Below are 18,539 nucleotides of genomic sequence, written 5' to 3'. Positions count from 1 at the left end.
TTGTCGCGTTCTGGACCGTTTGACCGCAGTCAGGCGGTCCGGTTCAGGCGTTCTTCCATCACGCTGAAGGGCACGCCCGGCTCGTCCTTGGCACAGCGGATCACCAAAGAGGTTTTCACGCTTGCCACGTTTTCCGCCGCAGTCAGTTGTTCCGTCAGGAAAGACTGAAACGTACTCAGGTCAGGTGCCACACATTTCAGGATAAAATCCACCTCGCCATTCAGCATATGGCATTCACGAACCAGTGGCCAATCCCGGCACCGCTGTTCAAACTTGCTCAGGTCGACTTCGGCCTGGCTTTGCAGGCCGACCATTGCGAAAACCTGAACCTCGAACCCCAGTTCGCGCGAATCAACCTTGGCGTGGTAGCCCCGGATAAATCCCGCCTCCTCCAGCGTACGCACCCGGCGCAGGCATGGCGGCGCGGAAATCCCGACCCGTTTGGCCAGTTCGACATTGGTCATGCGACCGTCCGCCTGAAGCTCGGCCAGAATTTTGCGATCAATGGGATCAAGACGCGAGGTTGGCATAATTATCCTCCTATGGAACGGTTTCTTATAACACCCTCTTTCCGTGCGCAATATTATTTCGCGTAGCCGCAAGATCGTTACATTTTCCTTACAGTTTTGCCCAATTTTCCACCACGCCCCAGAAACCGCAACAAGGCCGCACTCCACACCCAAGGGGGTTTTCGCCGCGCCATGTGGGGATTATATCCGTTGCCAACGCAATCACCGCGAAAAGAGGTTCCCATGTCCGAAACCCGTCACACCAAAGTTCTGATTATTGGCTCTGGTCCGGCTGGCTATACCGCTGGCGTTTACGCCAGCCGCGCCATGCTGTCCCCCATTCTGGTGCAGGGGATCGAACCCGGCGGCCAGTTGACCACCACCACCGAGGTTGAAAACTACCCCGGCTTCACCGAGGTGCAAGGCCCCGACCTGATGATCAAAATGCAGGAACACGCACAGGCAATGGGCTGTGAAATCGTGGGCGACATTATCACCAATCTGGACACATCGAAGCGACCGTTCACGGCGACGGGTGACAGTGGCACGGTTTACACGGCGGATGCGGTTATTCTGGCCACCGGCGCCCGCGCCAAATGGCTGGGGCTACCGTCGGAAGATGCTTATAAGGGCTTTGGCGTTTCGGCTTGTGCCACTTGTGACGGATTTTTCTATCGCGGGCAGGAAATCGTGGTCATCGGTGGTGGCAACACCGCAGTAGAAGAAGCGCTGTTCCTGACCAATTTTGCCAGCAAGGTGACGCTGATCCACCGCCGCGACGAACTGCGAGCGGAAAAAATCCTGATCGACCGTCTGATGAAAAACGAAAAGATCGAACCGCTGTGGCATCATGTATTGGACGAGGTCGTGGGCGAAGATAACCCCAAAGGCGTCACCGCCGTGCGCGTCAAACATGTGGAAACCGGCGAAGTATCGGAAATCCCCTGCAAGGGCGTTTTCGTCGCCATCGGCCATGCCCCCGCCAGCGAGTTGGTGAAGGACGTTCTGGATCTGCATAACGGCGGCTACGTCAAGGTGAAGCCCGGCTCAACAGAAACCTCGATCCCTGGCATTTTTGCGGCGGGCGATCTGACGGATCACAAATACCGTCAGGCTGTCACCTCTGCCGGGATGGGCTGTATGGCGGCGCTGGATGCCGAACACTGGCTGGCCGCGCAGGACTGAAGCGCGAGCCATTTCGCCGTTCTCAGGGAACGGCAGGAAATAAGCGGCGGGAGGGATCACCCCCCCCGTCGCAGGTTGCGTTTGAATTCGGACAGGCGGAACGCGCCAATCACCTGACCCGCGCCGAAATAGCTGATCATGCCCAGCAGGATCAGGGCCGCCAGTGCCAGATACCGGACCCCCGCCATGCCCAGAAACGGGTTCAGCAACGCCATTGCAGCCCACAGCACCGCGCCCATGAATGCTGAGGCGGCGGTGATGCGCCATATGCGCTGATGGAAACGGGTATCGAACCGCGCCACATCGCCAAAGGGACGCGCCCCGATGGACAGCAGCGCAACCATGCCCCAACCGGCCAGCGTGGTCGCAATGGCACTGGAAATCCAGCCCAGCACCGGGGCCAGCCCGATTGCCACCACTGCGTTGATGATCATCGCCACAACGGCATAGTTGAACGGGCGGCGGGTGTCCTCGCGGGCGAAAAACAGCGGTTGCAGGATTTTCTGCACCACGAAGGCTGGCAACCCCAGGCCATAGATCGCCACGGCCATCGCAATCGCGGCGCTGTCATCCGCTGTTGTGGCCCCGCGTTGGAACAACACGGAAACCAGTGGCAGCGGGATCACGATCAAGGCCACGGCGGCGGGGATGGTCAGGGCCAGCGATACCTCGGCTGCGCGGGACAGGGCGTTGCGCGACCCATCCTGATCGTTGGCCTTCAGGCGGCGCGACAGATCGGGCAACAGCACCACGCCAATCGCAATGCCAACCACACCCAGCGGCAGTTGATACAGCCGGTCCGCCGCATACAACCACCCCACGGCACGATCGAAATAGCTGGCGACCTGCTGACCCACCAGCAAGTTGACCTGCACCACGCCCCCGGCCAGTGCGGCGGGGATGGCGACGCGGATCAGGCGGCGCATATCTGGCGTCAGACGGGGGCGTTTCAGGTGAATGTGAAACCCCGCCTTGCGCGCCGCGACCCAGACCAGCGCCAATTGCGCCACGCCTGCCGCCGGGATGGTCCAGATCAGCGCACGGGCCACATCGCCGCCGGTCAGGGCGGCCACAACCATCATGCCCACCAGCATCACGTTCAGCAGAACCGGGGCAGCAGCGGCGGCGGCAAAGCGCCCCAGCGCGTTCAGCACCCCCGACAGCAGCGCCGCCAGCGAAATGAACAGGATATAGGGAAAGGCGACACGGGCAAATTCCACCGACAGACCAAATTGTTCCTGCCCTGCAAACCCCGAGGCCAGACCATAAATCAGCCACGGCATCGCCAGTTGCGCCACCAGCGTCAGCACGATCAGGATCGAGGCCAACCCGGCAAAGGCCTGCGCGGCGAAGCCTTCGGCATCTTCGCCGCCTTCCAGTTTCTTGGAAAAGATTGGGATAAAGGCCATGTTGAACGCCCCTTCGGCAAAGAAGCGGCGGAACATGTTGGGCAGGCGAAAGGCAACGACATAGGCCTCGTATGCCGGGCCGGTGCCCAGATAGGCCAGAATGATCGCATCACGGACAAAGCCCAGAATGCGGCTGGCCAAGGTCCAGACCCCGACCGTCAGAAAGCCCGAAAGCAGGCGGATGGGTTTCACGAAATCGCCCTTTCAACACCTTTGTCGATGGCTTCGCGCAGTTTGCGTTCCAGTGCCTTTTGCTTGGCGGCTGAATGGAATTTCAGCCCAAACATGTCTTTGACATAGAACGTATCCACGACCTGTTCGCCATAGGTCGCAATCACGGCACTGGCAATATAGACGTTGTTATTGGCCAGCGTGCGGGTCAGATCGAACAGCAGGCCGGGGCGGTCGCGTGTATCAACCTCGATAATCGTGTAGATTTCCGATCCTTCATTATCGAACATGATCGAGGTCGGCACCTTGAAGGCGCGTTCCCGTTTCTTGATCTTATCGCGTGATTTGATGGCTTCGGTCGCCACGATCTCGCCCTTCAGGGTTTTCAGGATCATCTGGCGCAGACGGGACAGGCGGGCCTGTTCATAGGGGTGGCCATCGGCGTCCTGAATCCAGAATGCAGCCGTGGCGTACCCGTCATTCGATGTATAGGTGCGGGCATCGACCACGTTGGCCCCGACCAGTGCCAGTGCCCCGGCCAGACGCGAAAAGATGCCGGGATGGTCGACCAGCGCGAAACAGGCGCGGGTGGCATCGCGGTCCGCGTCCAGATGCAGGTCAATCCTCACCTCGTCATCGGGGATATCGCGCAGAAGGTTGGCGAAAATCACCTGTGTCGCGGTATCTAAGCCCTGCCAATAGGGGGCATAATGGCGACCGCTTTCGTGGCGCAGGGCGGCCGGGTCCCAACCATCCAGGGCTTCGCGCAACTGGCGGCGGGCTTCGGCACCGCGGTTTTCACGGTTCAGTTCCTCTAGCCCGTGTTCCAATGCCTGCGCGGTTTCACGGTGCAACTGGCGCAGCAGCATGGCTTTCCAGTTGTTCCACGTCCCCGGCCCGACACCGCGAATGTCACAGACAGTCAGCACTGTCAGCAGGTCCAGCCGCTTGCGGTTTTTCACGGCCTTGGCGAAATCGCGCAGGGTGCGGGGGTCCGACAGATCGCGTTTTTGCGCCATGTCGGACATCAGCAGGTGATACCGCACCAGCCATTCCACGGTTTCGCATTCCACCTTGTTCAGCCCCAGACGCGGGGCCACCTTGCGGGCGATTTGCGCCCCAAGGACCGAGTGATCCTCGTCCCGGCCCTTGCCGATGTCATGCAGTAACAGGGCGATATACAGCACGCGCCGATTGACGCCGTTTTCCAGAATGCTGCTGGCAACCGGCAATTCTTCGACCAGATCGCCGTGTTCGATTTCGCTAAGTACCTTGATGCACTGGATGATGTGTTCGTCCACCGTGTAATGGTGGTACATATTGAACTGCATCATCGCCACGATCGGTTCAAATTCGGGGATAAAGGCGGCCAGAATCCCCAGCTCATTCATCCGCCGCAGGGCGCGTTCCGGGTTGCCGTGTTTCAGCAGCAGGTCCAGAAAAATGCGCTGCGCTTCGCGCGTGGTGCGCATGTCGTCGTCGATCAGATGCAGGTTCGCCGTGACCAGACGCATGGCATCGGGGTGGATCAGCATCCCGGTGCGCAAGCCTTCTTCGAACAGGCGCAGCAGGTTCATTTTGTCCGACAGGAACTTCTTTTCGTTTTCCACGGCCAGACGGTTATGGATGACCTTGTAACCCGGTTTGGTTTTGGGGGTCCGGCGGAAGATGCGTTCCAAAAGCGGGCCGCTTTTGACGTGCATTGCTTCCAGTTTGGTCAGGAAAATGCGGGTCAGGTCGCCGGTGGCAGTGGCGTGGCGGAAATAGTCCTGCATGAAATGTTCGACCGCGCGGCGCCCGCCCTTGTCCTTGTAGCCCATGCGGTCTGCCACTTCGACTTGCAGATCGAAGGTCAGCTGATCCGCTGCGCGTTTGGTGATCAGGTGCAGGTGGCAACGCACGGCCCACAGGAAATCCTCGGCCCGGATGAAGGTTTGGTATTCGTCGGCGGTAAAGACTTTCAGCCGGACCAGTTCTTCGGTGTTTTGAACGCGGTGCAGATATTTGGAAATCCAGAACAGCGATTGCAGGTCGCGCAGACCGCCCTTGCCCTCTTTGACATTGGGTTCCACAACGTAGCGCTGCCCCCCCTGCCGCATATGGCGGGCGTCGCGTTCGGCCAGCTTGGCCTCGATAAATTCGGGGGCGGTGTTTTTGAACAGGTCAGACCATAGTTTCTGGTCCAGTTCCTTGGCCAGCGCATGATCCCCGGTCAGAACCCGGTGTTCCAGCAGGGCGGTGCGGATGGTAAAATCCTCTTTGCCCAAGCGAATGCAATCTTTGACCGTGCGCGAGGAATGACCGACCTTCAGCCGCAAATCCCACAGGATATACAGCATGGATTCGATCACGGTTTCCGCCCATTCGGTGATTTTCTGCGGGGTCAGGAACAGCAGGTCCACATCGGAATAGGGGGCCATTTCCCCCCGCCCATATCCCCCCACGGCAATCAGCGCCAGCCGCTCGTTCGGCGCTGCCGGGGATAACAGCCGCGTGGCGACATCCATCGCCGTGACCACGATGCAATCGGTCAGCCATGTATAGGCGCGGGTCGTGGGGCGCGCCGCAAAGGGCTGATCGGCAAAGGCCGCCGCGATGGCGTCCATCCCGTCCTTGCGGGCTTGCATCAGGATCGGCACCACAACGGCGCGAATGTCGGTTGGGTCTTTCAGGCCCGCGGTGGCGTCGGCGATTTGCTGATCCACATGGGGGGCGTTGAAAATGTCAGTTGCCGGACAGATCAGGCTGTCCGGCGCTTCAGGCATGTCTTTCATGACTCGTTCTTTGTGTCAAAGCCCGCCGCCGGCGAAGCTGCGCGGGGCCTGATCAATGATCACGACCCGCTTGTTCTGGATCTGGGCCACAGCCAGACCACGTTCATTCGTACCATCGTTGAACAGCCGGAATATGCCGTTCACCCCTTGGAAACCGGCCCCTTGGGTCAGCGCCGCGCCGGTCAGTGCATTGCTGTGTCCGGCCTTCACCAGCGCGCCGATGGCTGCGATGCCATCATAAGCCAGCCCGCCAATGGTATGGGGTTGCCCGCCATAGGCCTGTGCGTAGCGGCTGCTGAAGCGTTGGGTCATGGTGGGGTCGGGCATGGCGAACCATGCACCCTGTACGCCGGGCAGTTCCAGCGTTTGCGGCGGCACGTCCCAACGGGTCAGGCCGATATACTGGGTGGTTTGCGGGTTTACCCCGGCTTCGGACAATAGCTGTGTGACAAGGGGAAGCGCCCCGTCGGTATTGGCGGTCAGGAACAGCGCATTCGCCGCGCCGTTCTGGACAGCCTGACGGATTTGCGGGATTGCGGCAACCACGCCCTGTTGCGAAAACTCGTAGCCCACAGCCGCCGACATAGATGTACCGCCGGTTTGGCCGATTGCGGTTTGAATGGCGTTTTTGCCCAGTTCCCCGGCCAGATTGGTGTCATGGGCAATCACGATATTGCCCTTGGCCTGAGTTGCGGCGTAGCGCACCAGCCGTCTGGCGGTGTTGTCAAAGGTCGGACCAAGAATGAACAGGTTTCCACCTGCAACCGTGGCATTATTGGAAAACGACAGGACATTCACGCCTTTGGAGGCGACACCAACAGCCACGGCGTTGGCTTCGGCACTGTAAACCGGGCCAAGGATGATTTTCGCGCCATCGTTCACGGCTTTGATAGCCTGCGATTGCGCGGTGCCGGGATCGCCAGCGGTAGCATAAACACGCAGATCGATTTTCACGCCTTCCAGATCGGAAATCGCCAGCTTGGCCGCATTTTCCAGACTTTGCGCCAGAATATCATCCCCGGAATTGCCCCCGCCGCGTGGCACCAACAGGGCAACGGGTACAGGGGTTTGGGTATTGATCAGCGGACCGCCGCCACCGGGCAGGGGCTCACAGGCGGATAGCACGATCAGGCTAAGCGCCGCGAATACATAGGCGATCAATTTGCGGGGTGCAGATAAAATGGCAAGCATCGAAAGGTTTTACTCCCTTTGGGCGGGCGGTATGATGCCCTGGGTTTTCAAGGCCCGATAATAGACACCGTGTGGAAGGGGTCCAGTGTTGAATCCGCAAATTGCTTCGTTGTTGCCGGGCCTGTACCTGATTGCCACGCCGATTGGCACGGCACGGGATATTACGCTGCGGGCGCTGGATATTCTGGCCTCTGCCGATGTACTGGTGGCCGAGGATACGCGCAGCCTGCGCAAGCTGATGGATATTCACGGCGTGGCGCTGCGTGATCGTCCGGTTTTGAGCTATCACGATCACAATGGCAGCCAGATGCGCCCGCGTATCATGGCCTTGCTGGCCGAGGGGAAATCGGTGGCCTACGGGTCCGAGGCGGGAACGCCAATGGTGGCCGATCCGGGGTTTGATCTGGCCCGCGCCGCCCGCGCCGAAGGGGTCCCGGTGGTATCCGCGCCCGGCCCGTCGGCGGTGATTACGGCGCTGACTGTGGGCGGGCTGCCGACAGACAGGTTTTTCTTTAACGGATTTTTGCCCAACAGTTCCGGTCAGCGGAAAACCGCGCTGCGGGGGCTGAAGGACGTGCCGGGAACGCTGGTGTTTTACGAATCACCCAAACGCATTGCGGCGATGCTGCGCGATGCCGCCGAGGTGCTGGGGGCCGAACGTGAGGCCGCTGTTTGCCGCGAGTTGACCAAGAAATTCGAAGAGGTGATCCGCGCGCCACTGTCTGAATTGGCCGATATCTGCGCTGAACGGGCGCTGAAAGGTGAAATCGTGGTGCTGATTGACCGTCCGGGTTTACCGAATATTAGCGAATCGGACTTAGAAGAATTGGTTAAGCAAGCCTTGTCTGATGGAACGGTCCGGGATGCGGCTGATAAGGTGGCACAGCAGACAGGATTACCCCGGCGGCAGGTCTATCAACTGGCCCTGAAACTGGCCCCCTGACGGGATGACGATCCATGCCGGATTTTTTCGATGGTGATTGTGGTGCCGGTTCTGTTGTTGCCGGGCCGGGCGTGGCCCGTCGTCGCCGGGGGGCGCGGGCGTACCTGTTTGGACAGGCAGCGGAAAATCAGGTGGTGCGGGAATATATCCGGCGCGGCGCCGATGTGCAGCGCCGCAGGTGGCGGGGGAAAGCCGGGGAAATTGATCTGATCCTGCGCGATGGCCCGGTGTTGGTTTTTGTCGAAGTCAAAGCATCCCGCGATCTGGATACGGCAATTTCTCATTTACGCCCAGCCCAGATGAAACGCATTCACAAAGCGGCCGAAGAATACCTGATCCATGAACCGGACGGGGGGCTGACGGACCTGCGTTTTGATCTGGCCTGTTGCGACCAGACAGGGCGGATACTGATCCTTGAAAACGCGTTTGGGCATTTCTGATTTGCCTCCCCCCACACCTTGCGCCATGTAAGGGGCAAGCAACCAAGGGGACTGCGCATGAAAATCGCCTTTCAGATGGACCCAATCGGGCCGATTAACATCAACGCTGACAGCACGTTCCGTATCGCGCTGGAGGCGCAGGCGCGTGGGCACGAGCTGTTTTATTACACACCTGACAAGCTGGCCTATGAAGAAGGCCGTGTCACCGCGCGGGGATGGCCGCTGACCGTGCAGCGGGTCGAGGGGGATCATTACGCGCTGGGCGAAGAACAGGTGGTGGATCTGTCCGAATTTGATGTGGTCTGGCTGCGGCAGGACCCGCCGTTTGATATGTTCTATATCACCACGACCCACCTGCTAGAGCGGATTCATCCCAAGACGCTTGTGGTCAATGATCCGTTTTGGGTGCGGAACTATCCTGAAAAGCTGATGATTCTGGATTTCCCGCAATTGATGCCGCCCACCACGATTGCCCGTGATCTGGGGACGATCCGGGCGTTCAAGGAAAAACATGGCGATGTGATCCTGAAACCGCTGTATGGCAATGGCGGGGCGGGGGTGTTCCGGCTGACGGAAAGCGACCGGAACCTGTCATCCTTGCATGAACTGTTCACCGGGTTTTCGCGCGAACCGCTGATTGTGCAGAAATATCTGCCTGCGGTCAGCAAGGGGGACAAGCGGGTTATTCTGGTGGATGGCGAACCCGTGGGGGCAATCAACCGTGTGCCGCAGGCGGGGGAAACCCGGTCCAACATGCATGTGGGCGGGCGGCCTGAAAAGATCGGGCTGACAGAGCGCGATTTGGAAATCTGCGCCACGATTGGCCCGCGGCTGAAAGAAAAAGGCCAGATTTTCGTGGGGATTGACGTGATCGGTGATTATCTGACGGAAATCAACGTGACCTCGCCCACGGGGATTCAGGAACTGGAACGGTTCGACGGCACCAATACGGCGAAACTGATTTGGGAAGCGATCGAGGCAAAACGGGCGTGAGCCTGCGCCGCCATCTGCTGAACCTGTGCCTGCGCCTGACAGAAAAACGGTATCTGGCGCGGGTTCAGGACCCGGTAGAGGTGCGGGACAGTTTTGAACGCAAGGCGCGGCTTTTGTTTCGCGCCCCACGCGGCACGCAATCCGAACGGGTGAACCTGAACGGGGTGTCGGCGTTGCGGATCAAGGGGGACGGCCCCGGCGCAATCCTGCATTTTCATGGTGGGGCTTATGTATTCGGGTCTGCCCGGACCCATCGGGGGATGCTGGGGCGGCTGTCGCAATTGACCGGGCTGCCCGTTTATTTACCAAATTACCGACTGGCCCCCGAATATCCGTTCCCGGCCGCGGTACAGGATGCGCTGACCACCTATCGCGCCCTGTGTGATCAGGTGCAGGGTCCGATCATTCTGGGCGGTGACAGTGCCGGTGGCGGATTGGCGCTGTCGCTTCTGTCACAAATCAATGCGGCGGGGATGCGGCAACCGGCGCTGACCTATGCGCTGTCGCCTTTTACGGATATGACCTTTGCCGGGGCGTCGATCCGGCGTAATGCGCGGGCGGATGTGATGCTGCCTGTGTCGCGGCTGGAAGAATTGCGCGACATGTATTTGCAAGGGGCAGCCCCGCATGATCCCCATGCCTCGCCCTTATTCGCAGATTTCAGCGGGGTCGGGCCTGTGTTGCTGGCGGTTAGTGATACAGAGATTCTGGAAGATGATACCTTGCGATTGCAGGAACGGCTGATTGCGCAGGGCGCAGCGGTCGATCTGATCCACGGCCATGATCTGCCACATGTCTGGCCGTTTTTCTGGCGGTTTGCGCCAGAGGCGGACCGGGATTTGCGCCGGATTGCGGCGGCTATTGCGCGTCAGGTTGCGCGCTAAGCCGGAAAGATACCGTTTCGGCCACATGGGCGCGGCGCACGGCGTCATCGCCATCCAGATCGGCAATGGTGCGGGCCACGCGCAAGACGCGGTGATACCCCCGTGCCGACAGGCTGAACCGTTCGGCCACACGGCCCAGTAAATTCTTGCCCGCATTGTCCGGGGTCGCAACCCGTTCCAGCAACGCCCCTTCGATATCGGCATTTTGATGGGCCGCGCCGTCGCGGGCATACCGATCCGCCTGTATGGCGCGGGCCTGTGCCACGCGCGCGGCCACATCGGCAGAACGATCCCCTGAAGGCGGCAAATCCAGATCGGTAAAGGCGACCGGCGGCACCTCGACCCGCAGATCGAAACGGTCCATCAGCGGGCCGCTGATCCGGCCCATGTAATCCTGTCCGCAGATCGGGGCGCGGGTGCAGGCGCGGGCGGGATCGGACAGATACCCGCATTTGCAGGGGTTCGCGGCGGCAATCAGCATGAAACGGCAGGGATATTTCACATGGGCATTGGCGCGGGCCACCATGACCTGACCTGTTTCAATGGGCTGGCGCAGGGTTTCCAGAACGGTCCGCGGAAATTCCGGGAATTCATCCATGAACAGTACGCCATTGTGGGCCAGACTGATTTCGCCGGGTTTTGCCCCACGTCCGCCGCCAACAATCGCCGCCATCGAGGCCGTGTGATGCGGTTCGCGGAACGGGCGGGTGCGGGAAATTCCGCCTTCGTCCAGCAGCCCGGCCAGCGAATGTATCATCGAGGTTTCCAAGGCCTCTGCCGCCGTTAGCGGGGGCAGGATGCCGGGCAGACGGGCGGCCAGCATGGATTTGCCCGATCCGGGCGTGCCGACCAGCATCAGGTGATGCCGCCCGGCGGCGGCGATTTCCAAGGCGCGTTTGGCGCGTTCCTGTCCTTTGACATCGCGCAGACAGCGGGATTGCAGGGCAGATGTGACCTCGCCCGGTTGTGCGGGGGGCAAGGGGGATTGGCCGGTATAGTGGCGGACCACTTCGGCCAGACCAGCGGGGGCGATCACCTGACAGGCCCCGACCCATGCAGCCTCGGCCCCCGAGGCGCTGGGGCATAGCAGCATCCTGTCCGCTTCGGCGGCGGCCATTGCCGCAGGAAGCGCCCCGATCACAGGCACCAAAGACCCGTCCAGCGACAGTTCACCCAATGCGGTGGTGCCTTCGGCGGCGTCTTTGGGGATGATTTCCAGCGCGGCCAACAGGGCAAGGGCGATGGGCAGATCGAAATGGCTGCCCTCTTTCGGCAGGTCGGCGGGGGATAGGTTGATGGTGATCCGTTTCGAAGGCAGGGCAATGGCCATCGCCGCCAGCGCCGACCGTACCCGTTCGCGGGCTTCTGATACGGCTTTGTCCGGCAGGCCCACGATGGAAAACGCGGGCATACCGGGGCTGACGGCGCATTGCACTTCGACCGGGCGGGCGGTGACGCCCTCGAACGCGACGGTATAGGCCCGCGCCACCATGTTTGATCCCCTTCCACCAAGGTTAACGGAACCTTAGCCGCAGGAAGATTGAGGAATGGTTAACGCGCGTCGGGACCGGGCCACGGGCGCGTTGGCAGGTCCATCGCATAGGGGACCGGATCATAGGATTTGGTCAGCCCCATTGCCCGCCATTCGCAAAAGGCCGGATCGGCCAATGTGGTTTGCACATAATCCTGCGCCAAATCGCTGACCGGCAAATCATACCCCGCAATCCGCGCCGCAACAGGGGCATAGAAGGCATCAGCCAGCGAATAGCGTCCGAATAACCAAGGGCCATCCGCGCCGTGGCGGGTGCGGGCCAATGTCCACAACTCGGTGATCCGGGTCAGGTCGGCCAGCACGGCATCGCTGGGGGTAAAGCCATCATATTGGTGCAGCAGTTGCATCGGGCAGGCGCTACGCAAGGCGCCGAACCCGGCGTGCATTTCCGCCGACAGCCAGCGCGCCAGCGCCCGCGCGGCGGGATTGGTGGGCCACAGCCCGGCGTCCGGGTGGCGTTCCGCCAGCGTTTCGGCCATCGCCAGCGTTTCCCCCACAACGATCCCATCGGGGGTGCGCATGGCGGGAACCAGACGGGCCGGGGCCAGATCGGCCAAATCCTGCGCCATCGTGCCATCATACAGCCCAACCATATGGACGGTGTGGGGCAGGCCGAATTTTTCAAACATCAACCAGCCGCGTAAGGACCAACTGGAAAAAGTTCTGTCCCCGATGAATAGCTCGTAACTCATGCTTTGCCCTTTCTGAATAATGGGCGCAGCGTAGAATGAGTGTGATATCAGGAAAAGTGAATTGTTGTGGGGGGTATATATCACGGAAGATGATTGATTGACGCGGCTTGCCACTGCCCGTCTGACAGGCGGATTTCGGTGACGGACAGGTTGTCAATTTTATGGGAAAACGCCCGCGTCGCCGGGATGTTCAGCGCCTTTTGGACCTGTGTCAGGATCACGCCAAAATGCGTAACAGCCACGAAATCGCGCCCCGGATATTGGGCAAGTAGACGATCCACCGCGCCATCAACACGGGCGCGGACCTGATTCCAGCTTTCGCCCTGTGGTGGGTGAATATCGCCGGGCTGTTCCCAATAGGCGCGGGCGTGATCCTGATCGTCGATTTCATGGTAGCGCTTCATTTCCCACGCGCCGAAATTGATTTCCCGCAATGCCGGATCATGCGGCAGGCGGTGTCGATCCCCGGTAATCGCGGTGGCGGTGTCAACTGCCCGCACCAGATCCGATGAAATGATCAGGGCATTGTCCGGCAGGTGATCCCGCACACGGCCCAGCAGTGCGGTATCTGACAGATCGGCGGGCAGGTCGGTCCAGCCCACCATAGCTTTGGCATGGGTGGGGCCGTGGCGAACCCAGAAAAAGCGGCTCATGGCAATGTTCCTTTCAGCGTCAGCGGAAGGCCCGCCATGACCGCCACCACCAACCCGGCCTGTGCGGCCAGCTTTTGGTTCAGCGCCCCCTGTGCATCGCGGAACCGGCGGGCCAGCGCGTTATCGGGGACGACGGACAGGCCCACCTCGTTCGAGACAACGACGACCGGGGCGGTGCAGGTGGACAGAGCGGTCAGAAAACGGGCTTCTTCGGTGGCCAGATCGGTTTCATCCAGCAGATGATTGGACAGCCACATCGTCGCGCAATCCAACAGAACCACCTGATCCGGTCGGGCTTGTGCCAAGGCGCTTGTAACATCCAACGGGGCTTCGATCGTGGTCCAGCCGGGGCCGCGTTGGGCGATGTGATGGTTTACTTTTTGGCGCATTTCATCGTCCCAAACCCTTGCTGTCGCAAGATAAATTCGGTCTTTTCCGGCGTTGCGCACCAGCGTTTCGGCCCACAGGGATTTGCCCGATCCGGCCCCGCCCAACACTAGGGTCAGTTTATCAAGCATTTTCTGCACACCTTTTTGTGAACCAAACAGTCTTGTGGTGCGTATCATTACAAGGCCTAATCAAAAAGAGGCACCGGAAATGTAACATTGCACTCAGTCTGGAGGGTGTCATGGCGCTGGATCATCCGAACGAACTGTCCTTATCGCGGGTTGCGATGAAGGCGGAACTGCTTGATGCTGAAACCGAATTGAAGCTGGCCTATGCGTGGCGGGATCAGCGGGACGAGGCGGCGCTGCATCGCCTGATCACGGCCTATATGCGGTTGGCGATTTCAATGGCGGCGAAATACAAACGCTATGGCGCGCCCATGAATGACCTGATCCAAGAGGCGGGGCTGGGCCTGATGAAGGCCGCAGACAAGTTTGACCCGGATCGCGGCGTGCGATTTTCCACCTATGCCGTGTGGTGGATCAAGGCCAGCATTCAGGACTATGTGATGCGCAACTGGTCGATGGTGCGCACGGGGTCCACGTCTTCGCAGAAGTCGCTGTTTTTCAACCTGCGTCGGGTGCAGGCCCGGCTGGAGCGCGAAGCGATGGCGCGGGGCGAAGAACTGGACCGCCACCAGATGCGGCACAAAATTTCCACGGAAATCGGTGTGCCGTTGCATGATGTGGAAATGATGGAAGGTCGGCTTTCGGGGTCGGACTTTTCGCTGAACGCGACCCAATCATCCGAGGATGAGGGCCGCGAATGGATCGACACGTTAGAGGATGATGGGGCGCAATCCTCGGAAATTGTCGAAGAACGCCACGACAGGCAGACGCTACGCGATTGGCTGGTCGAAGCTATTGGCGCCCTGAACCCGCGCGAGCAATTTATCATCAGAGAACGCAAGCTAAGGGACCCCGCCCGCACGCTGGAATCGCTGGGGCAAGAGCTGAACCTGTCCAAGGAACGGGTCCGCCAGTTGGAAGCGGCAGCTTTTGCTAAAATGCGTAAGCAGCTTGAAAATCGTTCTGAAGAGGTTCACGAACTACTGTCATGAAGACGTTTACCGTAATCTGTGCCGCTGCGCTTGTCGCGGCGGCTTCTGCATGGGCGCAACCCATGCCCAAGGGTATGAAAGCCGCGCAAATCGTTCTGTTGGGCGAAATCCACGACAACCCGGATCACCACGCCCGTCAGGCCGAATTCGTGGGGCAGATCGCCCCCAAGGCGCTGGTGTTTGAAATGTTGACCGCCAAACAGGCCGCCAGCGCCACGCCCGAGGCGCGACGGGAGCGCGATGTCTTGGAAACCGCGGTGGGCTGGGCCAATACCGGATGGCCGGATTTCGGGATGTATTTCCCGGTCTTCGCAGCAGCCCCCGCGGCGGCCATCTATGGCGGGGGCGTCCCGCGTGATGACGCCCGGCAGGCATTAAAGCAGGGTATTGCGACATGGTTCGGGGAACAGGCTGCCGCCTATGGGCTGTCCGCCCCCCTGCCCAAAGAACAGCAGCAAGAGCGCGAAAAGATGCAGATGGAGGCGCATTGCGATGCGCTACCCGAAGCGATGTTGCCGGTGATGGTGGATGGTCAACGCCTGCGTGATGCAGCACTGGCGCGGGTGGCTGTGCAGGCGTTGCAGGAAACCGGCGGGCCGGTGGCGATCATTCTGGGCAACGGCCATGCCCGCAAGGATTGGGGGGTTCCCAGCTACATTCACCGGGTCCGTCCGGATGCGGTGATGTTCGCACTGGGCCAGACCGAGGAGGACGACACCGCCGATCCTGCGTTTGACATGGTGTTATCCGCCCCCAAGACGCCACGCGAAGACCCCTGCAAGGCGTTTCGGTAACTGACGGGCAGGCTTGTCAGTTTGCGCCCGAATGCCTAGTGTCAGCCCGATCTGACAAAGGGGGCTGCAATGCTTGCGAACAAGCGTATCCTGTTGATCATAGGCGGCGGTATTGCCGCCTATAAGACACCGGACCTGATCCGCCGGTTCCGTGAACGCGGGGCCAGTGTAACCCCGGTGCTGACGCGTGCGGGGGCCGAATTTGTGACCCCATTGACGATTTCCGCCGTGGCTGGGGTAAAAGTGCATACCGACCTGTTCGATCTGACGGACGAGGCGGAAATGGGCCATATTCAACTGTCACGCAGCGCTGATTTGGTGATCGTGGCCCCTGCAACCGCTGATCTGATGGCAAAGATGGCGGGGGGACAGGCGAATGATCTGGCCTCGACCCTGTTGATGGCGACGGATACGCCGGTGATGATCGCGCCCGCAATGAATGTGCGGATGTGGGAACACCCGGCCACCCAGCGCAATCTGGCCACGTTGAAATCGGATGGCATTGCCGTGATTGGCCCGAATGCGGGCGATATGGCCTGTGGCGAATTTGGTCCGGGGCGCATGTCTGAACCGTTGGAAATCGTCGCCGCAGCCGAGGCGGCGCTGTCTGACGGGCCGTTGAAAGGAAAACGGATCGTCATAACCTCGGGGCCGACGCAAGAACCGATCGACCCGGTGCGCTACATCTCGAACCGATCATCCGGGGCGCAGGGCACGGCAATCGCGCGGGCGCTGGTGGCATTGGGGGCCGAGGTGGTGTTTGTCAGCGGTCCCGCCGATGTGCCGCCCCCCGAAGGGGTGCAACTGGTGCGCATCGAAACCGCCCGACAGATGTTGGATGCGGTACAGGCCGCTCTGCCCGCCGATGCCGCTGTGTTTGCCGCCGCCGTGGCCGATTGGCGCGTTGCGCAAGAAGCGACATCGAAGATGAAAAAGGAAAAAGGCGCGTTACCGACCCTGAGCTTTGCCGAAAACCCCGATATTTTGGCCACAATCAGCCAGATGACCGAAGGCCGCCCGCCGCTGGTGGTGGGGTTCGCTGCGGAAACCGATGACGTGATCGCCAATGCCACGGCCAAGCGGTTGCGCAAAGGGTGCGATTGGATCGTGGCGAATGATGTGTCCGTGGGGACCGGCACCTTTGGCGGGGCTGACAATACGGTGCATATCATTAGTGATAGAGGCGTCGAAGATTGGCCGAAAATGGGCAAGGCGCAGGTGGCGGAACGGTTGGCGGACCGGATCGCCGGGGCATTGCGCGGCTAAGGCGGATGCCTTCGGCAAGAGTATTTGGAATCAGAAAGAAGGGATGATCGTGTCATGGTGACTGTCGCGCTTTTGTGGACAGAAGAGGCGGATCGCGATTTGCCCTTGCCTGCTTATGAGACCGAAGGTGCGGCGGGGGCTGATTTGCGGGCGAATTTCGGGCCGGACCTGCGGGCCGATGGCATGGTGCTGGCCCCCGGTGCGCGGGCGTTGATCCCGACCGGGCTGCGGTTGGAAATTCCTGCGGGATACGAGGTGCAGGTGAGACCCCGGTCAGGGCTGGCGTTGAAGCACGGGATTACCCTGCCCAATTCCCCCGGCACGATTGACAGTGATTATCGCGGGCCGCTGGGGGTGATCGTGATGAATGCCGGGGATCAGCCGTTTCAGATTCAACACGGTGATCGCATCGCTCAGATGATCGTGGCCCCGGTGGTGCAGGCGCGGTTTACCGTTGTAGAGGCGCTGACCGATACGGATCGGGGCGCGGGCGGTTTTGGGTCGACCGGGCGGGGCTGATGGCGCTGATCCTGTTTCTGGCCGCCGCATTGTGGGGCATGGGCGTGGTGCTGAAAGTGCCGCAGCGGGTGCGGGCGATTATGCTGGGCCTGTTGTGGCTGGCGATTGTCGGGCTGCACCTGCTGTTGCCTGATGCGCATCCGCTGCGGGCCAGCACCGGGGGCAGTGCCGCGCCGTGGCTGTTGCTGGGGGGCTTTGTGGGGCTGGTGCAGCTGTACCGTATCGGCCTGCGCTGGTTGCGGGGGCGCGTTGCGCCGGTGACCGACCCGGCCCCGCAGGGGGCGTTTTCCGAGGTCGAACTGAACCGCTATGCCCGCCATATCGTGTTGCGGGAAATTGGCGGCAAGGGACAGAAAAAGCTGAAGAACGCCCGCGTGCTGGTGATCGGGGCCGGGGGGCTGGGATCGCCGGTGCTGCTGTATCTGGCGGCAGCGGGGGTGGGCACCATTGGCGTGATTGACGATGACGAGGTCGACAATTCCAACCTGCAACGGCAGGTGATCCACCCGGATGCGGCGATTGGAATGCCCAAGGTGTTTTCCGCCCAAAAGGCGATGGAGGCGCAGAACCCGTTCGTAACGGTGCGGCCTTATCGGCGCCGCCTGACCCCGGAACTGGCGGCTGAACTGTTCGCGGACTACGATCTGGTTTTGGATGGGACCGATAATTTCTCCACCCGCTATATGGCAAATGCGGCGGCGGTGGCGCGGGGTATTCCGCTGGTTTCCGGTGCTTTGTCGCAATGGGAAGGCCAGATCAGCGTATTCGACCCCGCCACTGGCGGCCCCTGTTATCAATGTGTGTTTCCGCAAGCCCCAGCGGCGGGATTGGCCCCATCCTGTGCCGAGGCCGGGGTGATCGGCCCCTTGCCGGGCGTGATCGGCACCATGATGGCGGTGGAGGCGGTCAAGCTGCTGACCGGGGCGGGTGCGCCGCTGCGTGGGGAAATGCTGATCTATGACGCGCTGTGGGGTGAAACTCGCAAGATCGCGCTGAAAAAACGGGGCGACTGCCCGATCTGCGGGGAAACGCATTAGGCGCACTGGACGATCCGGCG

18 protein-coding genes are annotated in these 18,539 nt (G+C 60.8%); 10 read left to right on the top strand and 8 right to left on the bottom strand.

What is annotated here, in order from left to right; translation table 11 throughout:
• Positions 1-29: 29 nt before the first annotated feature.
• Complete coding sequence (locus FN828_RS09710; protein ID WP_142493212.1) at positions 30-530, bottom strand: Lrp/AsnC family transcriptional regulator; 501 nt, start codon at positions 528-530, stop codon at positions 30-32.
• 222 nt (positions 531-752) lie between these two features.
• Here FN828_RS09710 and trxB point away from each other — a divergent pair, with 222 nt between their 5' ends.
• A complete protein-coding gene (gene trxB / locus FN828_RS09705; protein ID WP_142493211.1) occupies positions 753-1,694 on the top strand; it encodes a thioredoxin-disulfide reductase in 942 nt (313 codons plus the stop codon).
• Positions 1,695-1,750: 56 nt separating this feature from the next.
• Here trxB and murJ read toward each other — a convergent pair whose 3' ends face one another.
• Genes murJ through FN828_RS09690 form a run of 3 tightly spaced genes read right to left on the bottom strand, consistent with a single transcriptional unit; the run spans position 1,751 to position 7,239 of the window.
• Positions 1,751-3,295 (bottom strand): murein biosynthesis integral membrane protein MurJ, encoded by a 1,545-nt coding sequence (gene murJ / locus FN828_RS09700; RefSeq protein WP_142493210.1) that lies wholly within the window; start codon positions 3,293-3,295, stop codon positions 1,751-1,753.
• Positions 3,292-6,048 carry a [protein-PII] uridylyltransferase gene (locus tag FN828_RS09695; RefSeq protein ID WP_142493209.1) on the bottom strand — a complete coding sequence of 919 codons (2,757 nt, stop codon included), beginning with the start codon at positions 6,046-6,048 and terminating at the stop codon, positions 3,292-3,294. Before FN828_RS09695 ends, murJ begins: the two co-directional genes overlap by 4 nt.
• A 15-nt stretch (positions 6,049-6,063) precedes the next feature.
• Complete coding sequence (locus tag FN828_RS09690) at positions 6,064-7,239, bottom strand: penicillin-binding protein activator (protein WP_142493208.1); 1,176 nt, start codon at positions 7,237-7,239, stop codon at positions 6,064-6,066.
• Positions 7,240-7,327: 88 nt separating this feature from the next.
• Between FN828_RS09690 and rsmI the strand changes: the two genes are divergently transcribed.
• Genes rsmI through FN828_RS09670 form a run of 4 tightly spaced genes read left to right on the top strand, consistent with a single transcriptional unit; the run spans position 7,328 to position 10,499 of the window.
• Positions 7,328-8,182: a 16S rRNA (cytidine(1402)-2'-O)-methyltransferase gene (gene rsmI / locus FN828_RS09685; RefSeq protein WP_408033800.1), complete on the top strand. Its 855-nt coding sequence runs from the start codon at positions 7,328-7,330 to the stop codon at positions 8,180-8,182.
• Between the two features lie 14 nt (positions 8,183-8,196).
• Positions 8,197-8,622 (top strand): YraN family protein, encoded by a 426-nt coding sequence (locus tag FN828_RS09680; RefSeq protein ID WP_142493206.1) that lies wholly within the window; start codon positions 8,197-8,199, stop codon positions 8,620-8,622.
• 57 nt (positions 8,623-8,679) lie between these two features.
• Complete coding sequence (gene gshB / locus FN828_RS09675) at positions 8,680-9,615, top strand: glutathione synthase (protein ID WP_142493205.1); 936 nt, start codon at positions 8,680-8,682, stop codon at positions 9,613-9,615.
• Entirely contained in the window at positions 9,612-10,499 is an 888-nt protein-coding gene (locus FN828_RS09670) for an alpha/beta hydrolase (protein WP_142493204.1), read from the top strand. The genes gshB and FN828_RS09670 overlap by 4 nt, the downstream gene beginning before the upstream one ends.
• On the opposite strand, the gene FN828_RS09665 is transcribed toward FN828_RS09670, so the two are convergent.
• The 4 genes from FN828_RS09665 to cobU all read right to left on the bottom strand — a co-directional run bounded on the left by FN828_RS09665 (position 10,474) and on the right by cobU (position 13,914).
• On the bottom strand, positions 10,474-11,991 hold the full coding sequence (locus tag FN828_RS09665; RefSeq protein WP_142493203.1) for a YifB family Mg chelatase-like AAA ATPase: 1,518 nt from the start codon (positions 11,989-11,991) through the stop codon (positions 10,474-10,476). The two genes, FN828_RS09670 and FN828_RS09665, sit on opposite strands and share 26 nt — an antisense overlap.
• A gap of 59 nt (positions 11,992-12,050) precedes the next feature.
• Positions 12,051-12,743, bottom strand: coding sequence for a glutathione S-transferase (locus FN828_RS09660; protein ID WP_142493202.1), 693 nt, complete (start codon positions 12,741-12,743; stop codon positions 12,051-12,053).
• An 80-nt stretch (positions 12,744-12,823) separates the two neighbouring features.
• Complete coding sequence (locus tag FN828_RS09655; RefSeq protein ID WP_142493201.1) at positions 12,824-13,396, bottom strand: histidine phosphatase family protein; 573 nt, start codon at positions 13,394-13,396, stop codon at positions 12,824-12,826.
• Positions 13,393-13,914 carry a bifunctional adenosylcobinamide kinase/adenosylcobinamide-phosphate guanylyltransferase gene (gene cobU, locus FN828_RS09650; protein WP_142493200.1) on the bottom strand — a complete coding sequence of 174 codons (522 nt, stop codon included), beginning with the start codon at positions 13,912-13,914 and terminating at the stop codon, positions 13,393-13,395. The genes FN828_RS09655 and cobU overlap by 4 nt, the downstream gene beginning before the upstream one ends.
• Positions 13,915-14,024: 110 nt before the next feature.
• Between cobU and FN828_RS09645 the strand changes: the two genes are divergently transcribed.
• The 5 genes from FN828_RS09645 to FN828_RS09625 all read left to right on the top strand — a co-directional run bounded on the left by FN828_RS09645 (position 14,025) and on the right by FN828_RS09625 (position 18,519).
• Entirely contained in the window at positions 14,025-14,903 is an 879-nt protein-coding gene (locus tag FN828_RS09645; protein ID WP_142493199.1) for an RNA polymerase factor sigma-32, read from the top strand.
• On the top strand, positions 14,900-15,697 hold the full coding sequence (locus FN828_RS09640; RefSeq protein ID WP_142493198.1) for a ChaN family lipoprotein: 798 nt from the start codon (positions 14,900-14,902) through the stop codon (positions 15,695-15,697). The genes FN828_RS09645 and FN828_RS09640 overlap by 4 nt, the downstream gene beginning before the upstream one ends.
• A gap of 69 nt (positions 15,698-15,766) precedes the next feature.
• Positions 15,767-16,963 (top strand): bifunctional phosphopantothenoylcysteine decarboxylase/phosphopantothenate--cysteine ligase CoaBC, encoded by a 1,197-nt coding sequence (gene coaBC / locus FN828_RS09635; RefSeq protein WP_142493197.1) that lies wholly within the window; start codon positions 15,767-15,769, stop codon positions 16,961-16,963.
• A gap of 54 nt (positions 16,964-17,017) precedes the next feature.
• Positions 17,018-17,482, top strand: a complete 465-nt coding sequence (gene dut / locus FN828_RS09630) for a dUTP diphosphatase (RefSeq protein WP_142493196.1) — start codon at positions 17,018-17,020, stop codon at positions 17,480-17,482.
• Positions 17,482-18,519 carry a HesA/MoeB/ThiF family protein gene (locus FN828_RS09625; protein WP_142493195.1) on the top strand — a complete coding sequence of 346 codons (1,038 nt, stop codon included), beginning with the start codon at positions 17,482-17,484 and terminating at the stop codon, positions 18,517-18,519. The genes dut and FN828_RS09625 overlap by 1 nt, the downstream gene beginning before the upstream one ends.
• Positions 18,520-18,539: the final 20 nt, after the last annotated feature.

This window comes from Thalassovita litoralis (assembly GCF_900182725.1).
In the GTDB taxonomy this organism is placed as follows: domain Bacteria; phylum Pseudomonadota; class Alphaproteobacteria; order Rhodobacterales; family Rhodobacteraceae; genus Thalassobius; species Thalassobius litoralis.
This window is presented reverse-complemented; position numbering and strand designations above follow the sequence as displayed.